Genomic DNA, 13,356 nt, shown 5'->3' with positions numbered 1-13,356 from the left:
GGCCGCGACCTCGCCGCCGCCGAGGACGCGCTCGCCGATGCCTTCGCCGCCGCGCTCGCCACCTGGCCCGCCACCGGCACGCCGCAGAACCCGGAAGCCTGGCTGCTCACCACCGCCCGCCGACGCCTCACTGATGCCGCGCGCCGCCGCGCGACCGCCACCGCCGCCGAACCGGACCTCGAACATCTCGCGTCGATCCCGCCCGATGCGCCCGGCGATATCCCCGACCACCGCCTCGCCCTGCTGCTCGCCTGCGCCGACCCGGCGGTGGAGCCCGCCGCCCGCGCGCCGCTGATGCTGCAGGCGGTGCTCGGTCTCGACGCCGCGCGCATCGCCTCCGCCTTCCTGGTCCCACCCGCGACCATGTCCCAGCGCCTGGTCCGCGCGAAGCGCCGGCTGAAGGAGAGCGGCGCGCGCTTCACCCTGCCCGGGCCGGAAACCCTGGCGCATCGCCTGCCCGAAACGCTGGCCGCCATCTACGCCGGCTACGCCGCCGGCGCGCAAAACCCAGAGGATGGCGGGGCGCTGGCCGGTGAGGCCGCCTGGCTCGCGCGCCTCACCGCGGCGCTCGCCCCGGACGCCGCAGAGGCGAACGGGTTGGCCGCGCTGCTGCTCCACCTCGAGGCACGCCGGCCCGCCGGGCGCGACGCCACCGGCGCCTACGTGCCCCTCGCCGAACAGGACCCCGCGCGCTGGAATGCGGCCTTGCAGGATGAAGCGGAGACGCTCCTCCGCCGCGCCTTCGCCCTCAACGACCCCGGGCGGTACCAGTGGGAGGCCGCCATCGCCTCCGCCCACGCGGCGCGCCGCCACGGGCATCCCACGGACTGGACGGGCATCGTCGGCATCTACGACGCGCTGCTGGCCGCGACCGGCTCGCCCGTCATCGCCATCAACCGAGCCGTGGCGCTGGCCGAGACCGCGGGTCCACGAACGGCCCTTGCAACGCTCAAGGGCATTGAAGATGCGCGGCTGAATGAGTACCAGCCCTACTGGGCGGCACTGGCCGCCCTAGCGACACGAGCCGGCGACGATGCCCTCGCCCGAAGCGCGCGGATGCGCGCGGCCGGGCTGAGCGGGGATCCGGCCGTACGCGCCTTCCTTCTGCAGTGAACTGGGGGAAATGAATTTCCCCCAGACCTCCATTCTTTTGTTTTTAGCAATTGGCACCTGGCCAGAAACTCAGCTCTGCATTGGCAGAATCGGGCGGACTTCGACGGCGCCCGTCGCGGCGCATGGGCAGCGGGCGGCCCAGGCGAGGGCCGCCGGCATGTCCGCGACCTCGATCGCGAGGAACCCGCCCAGCTGTTCCTTCGTCTCGGCATAGGGGCCGTCCAGAACCTGGTCGGCGCCGCCGCGGTGACGCAGCACGGCACCCGTCTCCGGTCCCAGCAGCGCATTGCCGCCGCGCACCACGCCAGCCTCCGTCAGCGCGCCGACATAGGCCTTCCACGCGCCCCAATAGGCGCCGGCGCGGGCGGGGTCCGAACGCGCCGAAAGATCCTCAGCCGACTCATGAAAGATCAAAGCAACCTGCATGGCCCATCATCCTCGTCACGGTACGGCGACATGCCGCACCCAAGACAATGACGGATCACGTCCCGCGATTTCGACAGCCAATCAGACGTTGAACCGGAACAGCATCACGTCGCCGTCCTTCACCACGTATTCCTTGCCCTCGACCTTCATCCGCCCGGCCTCCTTGGCGCCCTGCTCGCCGCGATAGGCCACGTAATCCTCATAGGAAATCGTCTCCGCCGCGATGAAGCCGCGCTCGAAATCGCCATGGATCACCCCTGCCGCGCCGGGCGCCTTGGTGCCCTTGATGATCGTCCAGGCGCGCGCCTCCTTCGGCCCGCACGTAAAGTAGGTGATCAGCCCGAGCAGCCCGTAGCCGGCGCGTATGATGCGGTCCAACCCGCTATCCTCCAGCCCCAGATCGGCCAGGAAGGCAGTGCGATCCTCCCCGGCCATCTGGCTGATCTCGGCCTCGATCGCGGCACTCACGATCACCGCGCGCGCACCCTCCGCCTCCGCCCGCGCGAAGACACGCGCGGAATGGGCGTTGCCGGTGGCCGCCTCGCTCTCGCCCACGTTGCACACGTAGAGCACCGGCTTCGTCGTCATCAGCTGCAGCTTCGACGCCGCGACTTCTTCGCCCTTGGGCACCGCCGTGCTCGCGGGCTTGCCTGCCTGCAACGCCGCCAGCATCGGCTCGATCAGCGCCATCTGCGCGATCGATTCCTTGTCCCCGCCCTTGGCGCGCTTGGACAGGTTGTACGCCCGCTTCTCCAACCCCTCGAGGTCGGCAAGCATCAGCTCCGTCTCCACCGTCTCCGCGTCGCGGATCGGGTCCACGCTGCCCTCGACATGGGTGATGTCGCCATCCTCGAAGCAGCGCAGCACATGCACGATGGCATCCACCTCACGGATATTCGCGAGGAACTGGTTCCCCAGACCCTCACCCTTGGACGCGCCGCGCACCAGCCCCGCGATGTCCACGAATTCCAGCGACGTCGGCACCGTCTTCTGGCTCTTGCCGATCTTGGTCAGCATATCCAGCCGCGGGTCCGGCACCGCCACGCGCCCGACATTCGGCTCGATGGTGCAGAAGGGATAATTCGCCGCCTGGGCCGCGGCCGTCTGCGTCAGCGCATTGAACAGCGTGGACTTGCCCACATTCGGCAGCCCCACGATCCCGCAATTGAACCCCATCTCAGGCACCCCCTTCGAGCGCGGCCGCGATCGCCGTCGCCATGCCCTCCGCGGCCACGCGCGCCGAGGCGTCGTCGCTCACGAAACTCAGCGCCGCCGCGCGCAGCATCGGCGCGATCACTGCCGCACTCAGCCCCATCCGCTTGGCCGCATCGCGGATGCGCGCGACGCGGGCCGCGTCATCCGCCAACGCCATCGCCTCGGCCGCCTCCAGCGCCAGCGTCGCCCGCGCCGCCGCGTCGCCCACCGCACTCATGCCACCCTTCACCCGCCGCACATCGCCAGGCTCGCCGCCCGGGAGCGGGACCAGCGCATTGCGCAGTGCCGCCGCGGCTCCCGCCAGAGCCCCGGCCTCGCGCACCAGGCCCGCCGCCAGCGCGGCCGCGCCGAGGGCCAGGCTCTCCGGCCCAGGGCCGCCGAATTCCATCTCGTCTTCCATCATTTGCTCTCCTGCGTCAGCAGCGCGACGCGCGTCATGAAGTCTTCGGCACGGCCCGCGGCCAGCATCGGCGCGGCGTCCGCCACCGCATCCATCAGCGGCTCGACCCAGTCATCCACCTTGGCGAAATTGCCCAGCACATGCCCGTGAACCTTCTCGCGCATGCCCGGGTGCCCGATGCCCAGCCGCACCCGCCAGAACTCCGGCGTGCCGAGCGCGCGCTGCATGTCGCGCAGCCCGTTGTGCCCGGCCGCCCCGCCGCCCTTCTTCACCCGCACCTTCCCCGGCGCGAGATCCAGCTCGTCATGGAAGGCCCAGATGTCGCCGGACTCGATCTTGTGGAACGAAGCCGCCGGCTGCACCGCCTCGCCCGATCCGTTCATGTAGGTCAGCGGCTTGAGCGCGAGCACCTTCACGCCGCCGACGCTGCCCTCGGCGATCTCACCCTTGAATCGCTTGCGCCAGGGCGAGAAATTGTGCCGGCGCGCGATCGCATCGAGCGCCATGAAGCCGATGTTGTGGCGCTGCTTCGCGTGCTCCGCACCCGGATTGCCGAGGCCTACCCAAAGCAGCATGGGAGCTCCCAAGAAAGCCTGGGGAGAAAAAACTTCCCCCAGACCCCCAATTTTTCATTTTTATCCATCGGTACTGGCTGCGCAGCCAGCACCAAAAAACCAAAAATAAAAGAATGGGGTCTGGGGAAATTCTTTTCCCCAGCCTTGCTTACTTTTTCTTCGCCGGCGCCTTGGCAGCCGCCGCCGCAGGAGCTGCCGCCGCCGGCTTGGCCGCGGCCTTGCCGCCCTTGCCCTTCACCGGCTCGGGTGCCGCGACCACGACGGGCGTCACTTCCTCGTCGATGGTCGGCGCAGCGATGGTGCAGACCACGAAGTCGCGGTCGCCGATCACCGGGCGGGTGCCGAACTTGTTCACCACCGAGGACCAGCGCAGGCTGTCGCCGATGGCGGCCTCGCCCAGGTCGATCTCGAAGCGCTCCGGCACGGCGTCGGGGTCGGCCAGAACTTCGAGCTCGCGGCGGACGACGTTCAGCACGCCGCCTTCCTTGATGCCCGGTGCGGTTTCTTCGTTGAGGAACGCCACCGCGACCTTCACGCGGATGCGGGCACCCGGCGCAATGCGCTGGAAGTCCACATGGATGGGGCGGTCGGTGACGGGGTGGAACTGCACGTCGCGCATCAGGGTGCGCTCGGTGCCGCCGCCTTTGACGGCGACTTCGTACAAATGCGACTGCCAGCCGCCCTTGTGCAGTTCCTTCATCACGTCGCGCGGGTCGAGGGCGACGAGCGTCGCTTCCAGCTTCGCGCCGTAGATGACAGCGGGGACGAGCCCCTGACGCCGGGTTGCGCGGGCTGCCCCCTTACCTGCCTGCTCGCGCGCCTCGGCTTCGATCCGGATCGTCTGGACCATGCCAAAACTCCTATCGTGAAAATTGTTGACCGTCGCCGAATGCCGGAAACGGCAAGCGCCGGCCTCCAGGGGTGCCGGCGCAGAGCGGGTCCATAGGCGAAGCGCGCTTGCCGCGCAACAGCGATCCGGTCAGCCGGGGAGCGGGGCCGGGTCCACGCGGCCATCCCAGACGGCGGGCACCAACCCGGCCGGTGCCAGCGGATAGGCCACCTCCGGCACATAGACCGCTTGTTCCTTGCCGAGCTTGGAGGAGTACAGACAAAACTCCTCGATGCGCATCACCGGCGCGCGGAACAGGTTATGCGCCTGGACGAAGCTGATCAGCTTGTCGGGCGCGGCGCGTTCGGTGCGCGCAAGGGTGATGTGCGGGGCGAAGCGCCGCCGCTCGGGGTCCAGCCCCACGCGCTGCAGCGCGGTCTCGACCTTGGACTGGAGGCGGAGGAGCCCTTCGCAGCGCTCGATCCCGACCCAGAGCGCGTTGATCCGCCCCGCCTTCTCGAACAGCCCGAGGCCGGTCAGCGTCAGGTCGAAGGGCTTGGCGCGGATGACCGCGAGTGCCTCGTCCACCTCCTCGGCGCGCCAGGGCTCGACCTCGCCGATGAAGCGCAGGGTGAGGTGGTAGTTTTCGGGGGGCACCCAGCGCGCGCCGGGGATGCCGCCGATCAGCCCCGCCAATTGCGAAGACACCGCTTCCGGCAGACCCAAGGCTACGAACAGACGCATCGCACGGGCCTCCGCAAATCCGCTTGGCCTTAGGCAGGGGGCCGCGCGCGATCGAGCAGCGAATCGACGGAAGGAAGCATGCGACGAACCACCTCCTCCACGCCACGTTCATTTGGGTGAATACGATCGGGCTGGTTCAGCGCGGCCTCGCCGGCGACCCCTTCGAGCAGGAAGGGGTAGAACACCACCTGTGGCCGGCTGGCGGCGGCGCCGGCGAAGGCAGCCGCGAAATCCCGGCCGTATTCGGCTCCGAGATTGGGTGGGGCGAGCATCCCCGCCAGCAGCACCGGCAGCCGCTGCGCCGCCAGCGCATCCAGGATCGCGGCCACATTGGCGGCGGTCGCGCGGGGATCCAACCCGCGCAGCCCGTCATTGCCGCCGAGCGCGACGATCACCGCATCTGGCCGCTCCGCCAGCGCCCAGGCCAGCCGCGCGCGCCCGCCGGCGGTGGTGTCGCCGGAGACGCCGGCATCGATCACCCGCACATCCCGCCCACGCGCGCGCAGCGCCGCCTCCAGCCGCGCGGGCAGGGCCACGCCATTGGGCAGGCCGTAGCCGGCGGTGATGGAATCGCCCAGCATCAGCAGGCGCACGGGCTCGGCGCGCGCTGCCCCGGACAGCGCAAGCAACACTCCGAAACCCAGGGCAAGGTGGCGCCACGCATGCCACGACCCATATCTGGACGGAAGTTCAGGATCGATCCGCCGCATGGACACCGCCCTCCCCGACGCCATCTCCCCGATGCGCGCGAGCACCGCGCTGATCACCGCGCGCGAACTCGCCTTCAGCGTGCCCGCCACCAATGGACGGTTGCCGATCCTGCGCGGGGTGTCGCTCGATGTCGCAAAGGGGGAGGCGGTGGGCATCGTGGGGCCTTCGGGGTCCGGCAAGACGTCGCTCCTCATGTTGCTCGCGGGGCTGGAGCGGGCCACCGGCGGCACGCTGACTGTCGCCGGCCAAGCGCTCGCCACCATGGACGAGGATGCGCTGGCCCGCTTCCGCAGGGACAATGTGGGGATCGTCTTCCAGGCCTTCCACCTCATCCCCACGATGACCGCGCTCGAGAACGTGGCGGTGCCGCTGGAATTCGCCGGCCGCGCGGATGCCTTCGACCGCGCCGCCGAGAGCCTGCGCCATGTGGGCCTCGGCCACCGGCTGGACCATTATCCGGGCCAGCTCTCGGGCGGCGAGCAGCAGCGCGTGGCGCTGGCCCGCGCCATGGCGGCCTCGCCCAGCCTGATCCTGGCCGACGAGCCCACCGGCAACCTCGACCGCGCGACCGGGGCCACCGTGATGGACCTGCTCTTCGCGCTGCGCGACCGCGGCACCACGCTGGTGCTCATCACCCATGACCCCGCCCTGGCCGAGCGCTGCGACCGCCAGATCCGCATCGAAGACGGGCTGATCGTCGCATGATGATGGCCTTGCGCCTGGCCCGCCGCGAGTTGCGCGGTGGCATCAAGGGGCTGCGCATCGTGCTGGCCTGTCTGGCACTCGGCGTCGCCGCCATTGCCGCCGTCGGCACGCTGCGGGCAGCGACCGATGCGGCGATGTTCGCCGACGGCGCCCGCATCCTTGGCGGCGATGCCGAGATCCACATCACCCAGCGCGCGCTGCCCGACGATGCGCGAACCTGGCTCACCACGCGCGGGGCGACGCTGTCCGACGTGGTGCAGATGCGCGCCATGGCGGTGGCCCCCTCGGGCGAGCGCAGCCTGGTCGAGCTCAAGGCCATCGACGGGCGCTATCCCTTGTACGGGGAGCTGGTGCTGGACCCGCCCGCGCCGCTTGCGCCGGGGACCATCGCGCTGGACCGGGTGATCGCCGAGCGCCTCGCAGTTACACCCGGCGACATCATCCGCATCGGCGAGTCGCGGCTGCGCTATGCCGGCATCGTTGCCGTGGAGCCGGACAAGGTCGCCTCGCCCGCCGTGCTCGGACCGCGCGCGATGATCAACGCGGCCGACCTGGACGCCACGCGCCTGATCCAACCCGGTTCGCTGCTCGCCTACGACACCCGCATCCGCCTGCCCGAGGCTGTCGATCGCGGCCGCTTCCTGGGCGACCTGCGCGCCGCCTTTCCCGACCAGGGCTGGCGCATCCGCGCCGCCGGGGACGCGGCACCGGGTGTGAACCGCTTCCTCGACCGCGCGGCCTTCTTCCTCACCCTCGCCTCGCTCACCGCGCTGCTGGTGGGTGGCATCGGCGTGGCGACCGGGGTTCGCGCTTGGCTCGACCAGAGGGCACGGACAATTGCCACCCTGCGCTGCCTCGGCGCCCCGGCGGGGACGATCTTCGCGACCTACCTGATCCAGGTGATGGCACTCGCCATCGCGGGCATCACCCTGGGGCTGGTCATTGGCTTTGCGCTGACCTGGATCGGCGCCTCGTTCCTGGGCGATACCCTGCCGATCCCGCCGCGACCGGGCCTGTACCTCGCGCCGCTGGGGATGGCCGCGCTCTACGGCATCCTCACCGCGCTTGCCTTCGCACTCTGGCCGCTCGGCAGGGCGCCGGAGATCCCCGGTGCCGCCCTGTTCCGCGACGTGGTGCAGCCCAGTGCAGCCCGCCCGCGCGCGGCCCTGATCGCCGCGGTGGCGGCGGCCGGCGGCGCGCTCGCGATCCTGATCATCGCCACGGCGGAAAACCGGCTGTTCGCGATGGGCTTCGTCGGCGCCGCCCTGTTCACCCTGCTGCTGTTCCGCCTGGGTGCGGCGGCGCTCATGGCGTTCGCCGCCCGGCTCCGCCCGCGCGGCCGCCCGGCCTGGCGCCTGGGCCTCGCCAACCTGCATCGCCCCGGTGCCGCCACGCCGCTGATGTTGGTCTCGCTCGGCATCGGGCTGACCACGCTCTCGGCCATCGCGCTGATCGAGGGCAATCTGCGCCGCCAGATCGGCGAGCAGATGCCCGCCGCCGCGCCGAGTTTTTACTTCATCGACATTCAGTCCGACCAGGCCACCGCCTTCGACGCGCTGACGGCGACGCTGCCTGGCGCCTCCGACCTCCGCCGCGTGCCCTCGCTCAGGGCCCGCGTCTCAGCGGTGAACGGCGTGCCGGTGGACCAGGTCCGCACCTCTGAGGACACCGCCTGGGCGCTGCGCGGCGATCGCGGCCTCACCTATGCCGCGACGCCGCCCGAGGGCACGCGCCTGGCCGCCGGCACCTGGTGGCCGGCCGACTACGCTGGCGAGCCGCTGGTCTCCTTCGACGTGAACCTCGCGCGCGGCTGGGGTGTCGGGGTCGGCGACACGGTCACGCTGAACGTGCTCGGGCGCGACATCGTCTTCCGCATCGCGAACCTGCGCGACATCCAGTGGCGCGCCTTGGGCATCAACTTCGTCTTCGTCGCCTCGCCGGGGCTGCTCGAAGCCGCGCCCCACACGCATATCGCAACGCTGCGCGCGCCCGAGGCCCAGGAATCGGCCATTCTCCGCGCGCTGACCGACGCCTTCCCCAACATCTCCGGCATCCGGGTGCGCGATGCACTGCAGGCGGTGGTGACGCTGCTGGGCAAGCTCGGCGCGGCGCTGTCGGGCACGGCGGGCGTCACCCTGGCGGCCGGCGCGCTGGTGCTGGCCGGGGCGGTCGCGGCCGGTCAGCGACGCCGCATCCGCGATGCGGTGATCCTGAAGACCATCGGCGCCAGCCGCGCCCAGATCCGCAACGCCTTCCTGGTGGAGTTCGGCCTGCTCGGCGCGACGGCCGGGCTGGTCGCGGCGGCGGCGGGCACCGCGGCGGCTTGGGGCGTGGTCCGCTTCGTCATGGGTGGCGACTGGGCCTTCCTGCCCGGCACCTTGGCGCTGACCATCCTGCTGTGCACGCTGCTCACGCTCGCCTTCGGCTATGCCGGCACCGCGCTCGCGCTGAGAGTGCGGCCGGCACAGCACCTGCGCAACGAGTAGCGGCACAGGACTGGCCATCGGCGGCGAGGCCACGCGCTTTACAAATCGTGACGGCACCGCAGAAACGGGTTGATCCCGCATTACCTTATCTCCATATTCCGCGGGTCCGGGGAATCATCCCCGTTTTCCGCCCTTTGGGAGGAGTCCTTCGTTCCATGGCTTTTCAACCCGACAATCGCTATCCGGCGGGCGGCTCCGCCTGGGGCCGTACCGCCACCACCGACGCGGTCGCCATCGATGCCGGGCTGCGCGCCTACATGCTGCGCGTGTTCAACTGGATGGCCTCCGGCCTCCTGCTGACCGGCATCGTCGCCTATGGCGTCGCCAGCGTGCCTGAGATCCAGGCCCTGTTCTGGCAGGTCGGCCGCACCGCCTCGGGCGTGCGCACCGTCTCGCCGACCATCCTCGGCTGGGTCGCGATGCTCTCGCCGCTCGCTTTCGTCCTGGCCCTGAGCTTCGGCATCAACCGGATGTCCAAGACGACCACGCAGTTGGTCTTCTGGGCCTTCGCCGCCGCGATGGGCGCGAGCCTGAGCAACATCTTCCTGCGCTACACAGGCACGTCGATCGCATCGACGTTCTTCATCAGCGCGAGCATGTTCGCGGCCGCCAGCCTCTACGGCTACACGACCAAGGCGGACCTGTCGAAGATGGGGTCGATCATGATCATGGGCATGATCGGCATCATGATCGCCGGTCTGGTCAACATCTTCCTGCAGTCGCCGGCGCTCCAGTTCGCCATCAGCGTCATCGGCGTGGTCGTGTTCACCGCGCTCACTGCCTATGACCTGCAGCGGATCAAGGGCGACTACGTCGAGTTCGCCTATGCGGCGGGTCCCGATGAAGCCGGCAAGCGCAGCGTGCTCGACGCGCTGGGCCTGTACCTGAACTTCATCAACATCTTCCAGTTCCTGCTCTCGCTCATGGGTCAGCGCAGCAGCGACTGAAGGATTTGACGACATGGAAAACCCCCGGGGAGCGATCCCCGGGGGTTTTTTCATGTCCAGCGGAAGGGCGCGGCGGTCATCCCGCCGCACCCATGCCGTCAGTAGCGCCGGCGGTCGTAGCCCCGGTCATAGCCACGCCCACCACGATCATAGCCACGCGACTGCTGCGACTGGTCGTAGAGGTAGCCGCCCGCGCCGCCCACGCCGGCACCCAGCAGCGCGCCGAGCCCGGCATTGCCGCTGAACGAACCGATCACGCCACCGACCACACCGCCGCCGAGGGCGCCGGTCGCCGTACGTTGCTGCGTATCATTGAGGCCGGCGCAGGCCGACAGGCCAAGGGCGGCGACCAGCGGCAGGGCAAGCCGCATCACACGGATCTTCATGAGCGGCCTCCACGACCTTGGGCGGGGGTTCGTGCGGGCGTTCCGCAGGGATAGGTCGCCTGCGCCCAGCGCAGCACGCCGTCGAGCGCGGGTTCGGTGGAGCGGTTCGCGTTGGTGCGCGCCCAGGCGGCGAAGGCCACGCCGGCCTCGGCGATGGTCGGCCCCGGGGTCGGTACGCAGTAGAGCGGCCGGCCACGGCCACCCGTCGGGTAGAGCAGCGCATGGTACTGGCCGGCGCCGGTCAGGAAGCCCTGGCAATAGGCGATGGCCTCGAGCCGCGGCACCCCGCCCCAGGGCGGATCGCACACGCGTGCCAGGTCGGACACGGTGCGCACATGGTCGATGAGGTCGGTGCCTTCGGGCTGCGCACCGCGTGGCTGTGCCATGGCCGGAGCCGCGATCAGCGCGGCCAAGGCAGTGGCTAGGACGAGTCGCATGATGGATGTCTCCCTGAAAACCTTCAGGGAAACGTGATGGCGGCAGCTAAGTTGCCGCACAGATGTCCGGAATTTCAGCTTTTCAGATGGATCTGCAGCCGCTCCAGCGTGGCGATCTTGTCGGTCTTCTCGATCGCGCCGACTTCGGAGGCGAGACGGTCCAGCGCCTGCTCGTAGATCTGGCGTTCGGAGAAGGACTGGTCCGGCTGGCCAGCGTTGCGATAGAGGTCGCGCACGACCTCGGCCACCTGCACCAGGTCGCCCGAGTTGATCTTGGCCTCGTATTCCTGCGCCCGGCGGGACCACATGGTGCGCTTGATGCGCGCGCGGCCCTTCAGCGTGTCGAGCGCTTCCTTGAGATTGTCCGCGGTGGCCAGCTTGCGTAGGCCCGAGGAGGACGCCTTGTTCTCCGGCACCCGCAGCGTCATGCGGTTCTCCTCGAAGGTCACCACGATGACCTTCAGGGCGAAGCCCGCCACCTCGACGGACTCGATCCCCTGCACCTGGCCGACGCCATGGGTGGGGTAGACGACGTGGTCGCCGGCTTTGAAGGTTTCCGACATGCGGGAAGGGATCCGGGTCGCGGTGATATGGCCGGGAGGACCGCCGATATTGTTCGGACGCCCCGGCATGCCGCCGGAGCGCTGGTTCGGGATGGAAGGCGGCGGCGGGCGGTCAGGGGGCGTACTGGCGGTCATGGTCTCCTTAGGCGGCGAGGCGGCCTGCGGCGCGGCGATGGGCGCTGGCGGGGCTGCCGGAACAGGCGGTGAAGCGTTCGGGGCGGGCGCGGGTTGCGTGGCCTCGGGTCGTGCTGGCGGCGCCGCCGCCGGCTTGGCCGAGGCCGGAGGGGGGCTCGCCTTGGCGGGCGACGGCTTGCTGGCGGCGACCGCCGAGCCGGCGGTCTTGAGCCCCTGGGCGCGCGGCGCGGGCGCCGGGCGGGCGGGGGGCTTTGTCCTTGGCGGAGGCGCGCTGGGCTTCGCCTTCGCCGCTGCGGGCTTCGCCTTGGCGGCAGCTATTTTGGCGGATTTCGCCTTGGCAGGTGCCGATTTCGGCTTTGCCGCGGGCTTCGGGGCAACCTTGGCCTTGGCCTTCACCGCTGGAGCCTTGCTCGCCTTGGCCTTAGCGACCGCCGGCTTCGCCTTCTTCGCCGCCGGCTTCGCTGCGACCTTCGCCTTGGCGGGCTTCGCCTTCGCGGGCGCGGGCTTGGTCGCGGATTTGCGCGGCGCGACGACGGCTTTCGCCTTGGCTTTGGCGCGGCGCTCGGCCTCGTCCGCCTTGCCCTTGGCGGGCTTGGACGATGCCGGCCGCTTCGCGGCGGGTTTGGCGGCCTTCGCGGCGCTGCCAGCCTTCATTGCGAATCGTCTCCCGCTGGCCGGCCGCCAAGCCCCGCAGCCTGGCGCCGGAATGTCCTGATCATCTCCATATAATTGAAATATACCACGAAAATTGCCGTTCGTCACCCCGGGTGGCACCGGGGTGCGCGGCGCCAAGGCTCAGGGCTTGCCGGGCTCCGGGCTCAACAGGGCGCGCTTGTCCGGCTTGTCCTTCCAATCATCCGCATCGGCGGGCGGTTCCCCCTTGCGCGTGATGTTCGGCCAGCTCGCGGCGAAGTCGCGATTGAGTTCGACCCAGGGCGTCGCCTTGTCGTCGCTGTCGGGCAGGATCGCCTCGGCGGGGCATTCGGGCTCGCACACGCCGCAGTCGATGCACTCGTCGGGATGGATGACCAGCATGTTCTCGCCGACGTAGAAGCAGTCCACCGGACACACCTCCACGCAATCCATGTATTTGCACTTGATGCAGTTCTCGGTGACGACGTAGGTCACGGACGCATGCTCCTCGAGACGGCGGAAACGGTTGGCGGCTGGGGTGGGACGCGCCTGCGCTAGATGGCCTGCTGCGCCGCGGTAGGCAAGGCTTGCTCCGTCATGGCTGCTCGGCGCCGAGCTCCTCATATAGGGTCTGCGCCTCGGCGGCGGGTCCGCGGCGCGCCGCCACGGCGAGGATGCGCCAGATGCGGATGCGGCCGCGCTCGCCATCGCCGACCGCCAGCGTCAGCACGTCGCCGGGGCGGACGCGGGCATGCGCCTTGTCCGTCGGCTGGCGGTTGATGCGCACGCCGCCGGCCTCGACGAAGCGGGCGCAATCGGCGCGGCTGCGATGGAGCCGCGCGCACCAGAGCCAGAGGTCGAGGCGCTGCGCGTCCATCGAAGCCTGGGGTCCTACTCCTTCTGCAGCTTCAACCGGGCGAGCACCGCGAAGGGGCTCTCATCCTTTGCACCCGCGCTGAGGACGAAGGTCTGCTCGGGTCGCGGGCCGCGATCGTCGCGCGGGCGGCGTGGGCCGGCTCGGTCGTCACGCGGGGGGCGGGGGCCGCGGTCC

17 protein-coding genes are annotated in these 13,356 nt (G+C 70.1%); 5 read left to right on the top strand and 12 right to left on the bottom strand.

Annotated features, from left to right (window positions below):
- A partial coding sequence (locus GXW79_RS20930) for an RNA polymerase sigma factor (protein WP_211876401.1) occupies positions 1-1,113 on the top strand: 1,113 nt, incomplete at its 5' end.
- A 69-nt stretch (positions 1,114-1,182) separates the two neighbouring features.
- On the opposite strand, the gene GXW79_RS20925 is transcribed toward GXW79_RS20930, so the two are convergent.
- The 7 genes from GXW79_RS20925 to GXW79_RS20895 all read right to left on the bottom strand — a co-directional run bounded on the left by GXW79_RS20925 (position 1,183) and on the right by GXW79_RS20895 (position 5,934).
- Positions 1,183-1,539: a YciI family protein gene (locus GXW79_RS20925; protein WP_211876400.1), complete on the bottom strand. Its 357-nt coding sequence runs from the start codon at positions 1,537-1,539 to the stop codon at positions 1,183-1,185.
- A gap of 81 nt (positions 1,540-1,620) precedes the next feature.
- Positions 1,621-2,715, bottom strand: a complete 1,095-nt coding sequence (gene ychF / locus GXW79_RS20920) for a redox-regulated ATPase YchF (protein WP_211876399.1) — start codon at positions 2,713-2,715, stop codon at positions 1,621-1,623.
- Between the two features lies 1 nt (position 2,716).
- Entirely contained in the window at positions 2,717-3,157 is a 441-nt protein-coding gene (locus tag GXW79_RS20915) for a hypothetical protein (RefSeq protein WP_211876398.1), read from the bottom strand.
- Positions 3,154-3,729, bottom strand: a complete 576-nt coding sequence (gene pth / locus GXW79_RS20910) for an aminoacyl-tRNA hydrolase (RefSeq protein ID WP_211876397.1) — start codon at positions 3,727-3,729, stop codon at positions 3,154-3,156. The genes GXW79_RS20915 and pth overlap by 4 nt, the downstream gene beginning before the upstream one ends.
- 148 nt (positions 3,730-3,877) lie before the next feature.
- Positions 3,878-4,579, bottom strand: a complete 702-nt coding sequence (locus GXW79_RS20905) for a 50S ribosomal protein L25/general stress protein Ctc (RefSeq protein WP_211876396.1) — start codon at positions 4,577-4,579, stop codon at positions 3,878-3,880.
- Positions 4,580-4,708: 129 nt separating this feature from the next.
- Positions 4,709-5,302: an RNA 2',3'-cyclic phosphodiesterase gene (thpR, locus tag GXW79_RS20900; RefSeq protein WP_211876395.1), complete on the bottom strand. Its 594-nt coding sequence runs from the start codon at positions 5,300-5,302 to the stop codon at positions 4,709-4,711.
- Between the two features lie 29 nt (positions 5,303-5,331).
- Entirely contained in the window at positions 5,332-5,934 is a 603-nt protein-coding gene (locus GXW79_RS20895) for an arylesterase (RefSeq protein ID WP_367614983.1), read from the bottom strand.
- A gap of 76 nt (positions 5,935-6,010) precedes the next feature.
- Between GXW79_RS20895 and GXW79_RS20890 the strand changes: the two genes are divergently transcribed.
- The 3 genes from GXW79_RS20890 to GXW79_RS20880 all read left to right on the top strand — a co-directional run bounded on the left by GXW79_RS20890 (position 6,011) and on the right by GXW79_RS20880 (position 10,151).
- Complete coding sequence (locus GXW79_RS20890) at positions 6,011-6,718, top strand: ABC transporter ATP-binding protein (RefSeq protein ID WP_408901566.1); 708 nt, start codon at positions 6,011-6,013, stop codon at positions 6,716-6,718.
- A complete protein-coding gene (locus GXW79_RS20885) occupies positions 6,715-9,204 on the top strand; it encodes an ABC transporter permease (RefSeq protein WP_211876393.1) in 2,490 nt (829 codons plus the stop codon). Before GXW79_RS20890 ends, GXW79_RS20885 begins: the two co-directional genes overlap by 4 nt.
- Before the next feature lie 155 nt (positions 9,205-9,359).
- Complete coding sequence (locus GXW79_RS20880; RefSeq protein WP_211876392.1) at positions 9,360-10,151, top strand: Bax inhibitor-1/YccA family protein; 792 nt, start codon at positions 9,360-9,362, stop codon at positions 10,149-10,151.
- Between the two features lie 98 nt (positions 10,152-10,249).
- Here the strand turns inward: GXW79_RS20880 and GXW79_RS20875 are convergent, their stop codons facing one another.
- From GXW79_RS20875 to GXW79_RS20865, 3 genes are all read right to left on the bottom strand, one after another.
- Entirely contained in the window at positions 10,250-10,537 is a 288-nt protein-coding gene (locus tag GXW79_RS20875) for a YMGG-like glycine zipper-containing protein (protein WP_211876391.1), read from the bottom strand.
- Positions 10,534-10,974 carry a Rap1a/Tai family immunity protein gene (locus GXW79_RS20870; RefSeq protein ID WP_211876390.1) on the bottom strand — a complete coding sequence of 147 codons (441 nt, stop codon included), beginning with the start codon at positions 10,972-10,974 and terminating at the stop codon, positions 10,534-10,536. The genes GXW79_RS20875 and GXW79_RS20870 overlap by 4 nt, the downstream gene beginning before the upstream one ends.
- A gap of 74 nt (positions 10,975-11,048) precedes the next feature.
- Entirely contained in the window at positions 11,049-11,537 is a 489-nt protein-coding gene (locus GXW79_RS20865) for a CarD family transcriptional regulator (protein ID WP_211876389.1), read from the bottom strand.
- Between the two features lie 49 nt (positions 11,538-11,586).
- On the opposite strand from GXW79_RS20865, the gene GXW79_RS20860 reads away from it, so the two are divergent.
- Entirely contained in the window at positions 11,587-12,387 is an 801-nt protein-coding gene (locus tag GXW79_RS20860; RefSeq protein WP_211876388.1) for a hypothetical protein, read from the top strand.
- An 80-nt stretch (positions 12,388-12,467) separates the two neighbouring features.
- On the opposite strand, the gene fdxA is transcribed toward GXW79_RS20860, so the two are convergent.
- Together fdxA and GXW79_RS20850 are read right to left on the bottom strand one after the other, a co-directional pair.
- The gene (fdxA, locus tag GXW79_RS20855) at positions 12,468-12,800 is read right to left on the bottom strand and encodes a ferredoxin FdxA (protein ID WP_211876387.1); all 333 of its coding nucleotides are present in this window, start codon (positions 12,798-12,800) and stop codon (positions 12,468-12,470) included.
- Positions 12,801-12,900: 100 nt separating this feature from the next.
- Positions 12,901-13,182 carry an RNA-binding S4 domain-containing protein gene (locus tag GXW79_RS20850; protein WP_211876386.1) on the bottom strand — a complete coding sequence of 94 codons (282 nt, stop codon included), beginning with the start codon at positions 13,180-13,182 and terminating at the stop codon, positions 12,901-12,903.
- Positions 13,183-13,356 lie beyond the last annotated feature (174 nt).

This window comes from Plastoroseomonas arctica, from assembly GCF_018128965.1.
Taxonomy (GTDB): Bacteria; Pseudomonadota; Alphaproteobacteria; order Acetobacterales; family Acetobacteraceae; genus Plastoroseomonas; species Plastoroseomonas arctica.
This window is presented reverse-complemented; position numbering and strand designations above follow the sequence as displayed.

Excerpts from the sequence above, each read along its gene's own strand:
- GXW79_RS20915 (WP_211876398.1), bottom strand. The coding sequence starts at position 3,157 with ATGATGGAAGACGAGATGGAATTCGGCGGCCCTGGGCCGGAGAGCCTG.
- thpR (WP_211876395.1), bottom strand. The coding sequence starts at position 5,302 with ATGCGTCTGTTCGTAGCCTTGGGTCTGCCGGAAGCGGTGTCTTCGCAA.
- GXW79_RS20850 (WP_211876386.1), bottom strand. The coding sequence starts at position 13,182 with ATGGACGCGCAGCGCCTCGACCTCTGGCTCTGGTGCGCGCGGCTCCAT.
- ychF (WP_211876399.1), bottom strand. The coding sequence starts at position 2,715 with ATGGGGTTCAATTGCGGGATCGTGGGGCTGCCGAATGTGGGCAAGTCC.
- GXW79_RS20880 (WP_211876392.1), top strand. The coding sequence starts at position 9,360 with ATGGCTTTTCAACCCGACAATCGCTATCCGGCGGGCGGCTCCGCCTGG.
- pth (WP_211876397.1), bottom strand. The coding sequence starts at position 3,729 with ATGCTGCTTTGGGTAGGCCTCGGCAATCCGGGTGCGGAGCACGCGAAG.
- GXW79_RS20875 (WP_211876391.1), bottom strand. The coding sequence starts at position 10,537 with ATGAAGATCCGTGTGATGCGGCTTGCCCTGCCGCTGGTCGCCGCCCTT.
- GXW79_RS20890 (WP_408901566.1), top strand. The coding sequence starts at position 6,011 with ATGGACACCGCCCTCCCCGACGCCATCTCCCCGATGCGCGCGAGCACC.
- GXW79_RS20905 (WP_211876396.1), bottom strand. The coding sequence starts at position 4,579 with ATGGTCCAGACGATCCGGATCGAAGCCGAGGCGCGCGAGCAGGCAGGT.
- GXW79_RS20925 (WP_211876400.1), bottom strand. The coding sequence starts at position 1,539 with ATGCAGGTTGCTTTGATCTTTCATGAGTCGGCTGAGGATCTTTCGGCG.
- GXW79_RS20870 (WP_211876390.1), bottom strand. The coding sequence starts at position 10,974 with ATGCGACTCGTCCTAGCCACTGCCTTGGCCGCGCTGATCGCGGCTCCG.
- GXW79_RS20885 (WP_211876393.1), top strand. The coding sequence starts at position 6,715 with ATGATGATGGCCTTGCGCCTGGCCCGCCGCGAGTTGCGCGGTGGCATC.
- GXW79_RS20865 (WP_211876389.1), bottom strand. The coding sequence starts at position 11,537 with ATGTCGGAAACCTTCAAAGCCGGCGACCACGTCGTCTACCCCACCCAT.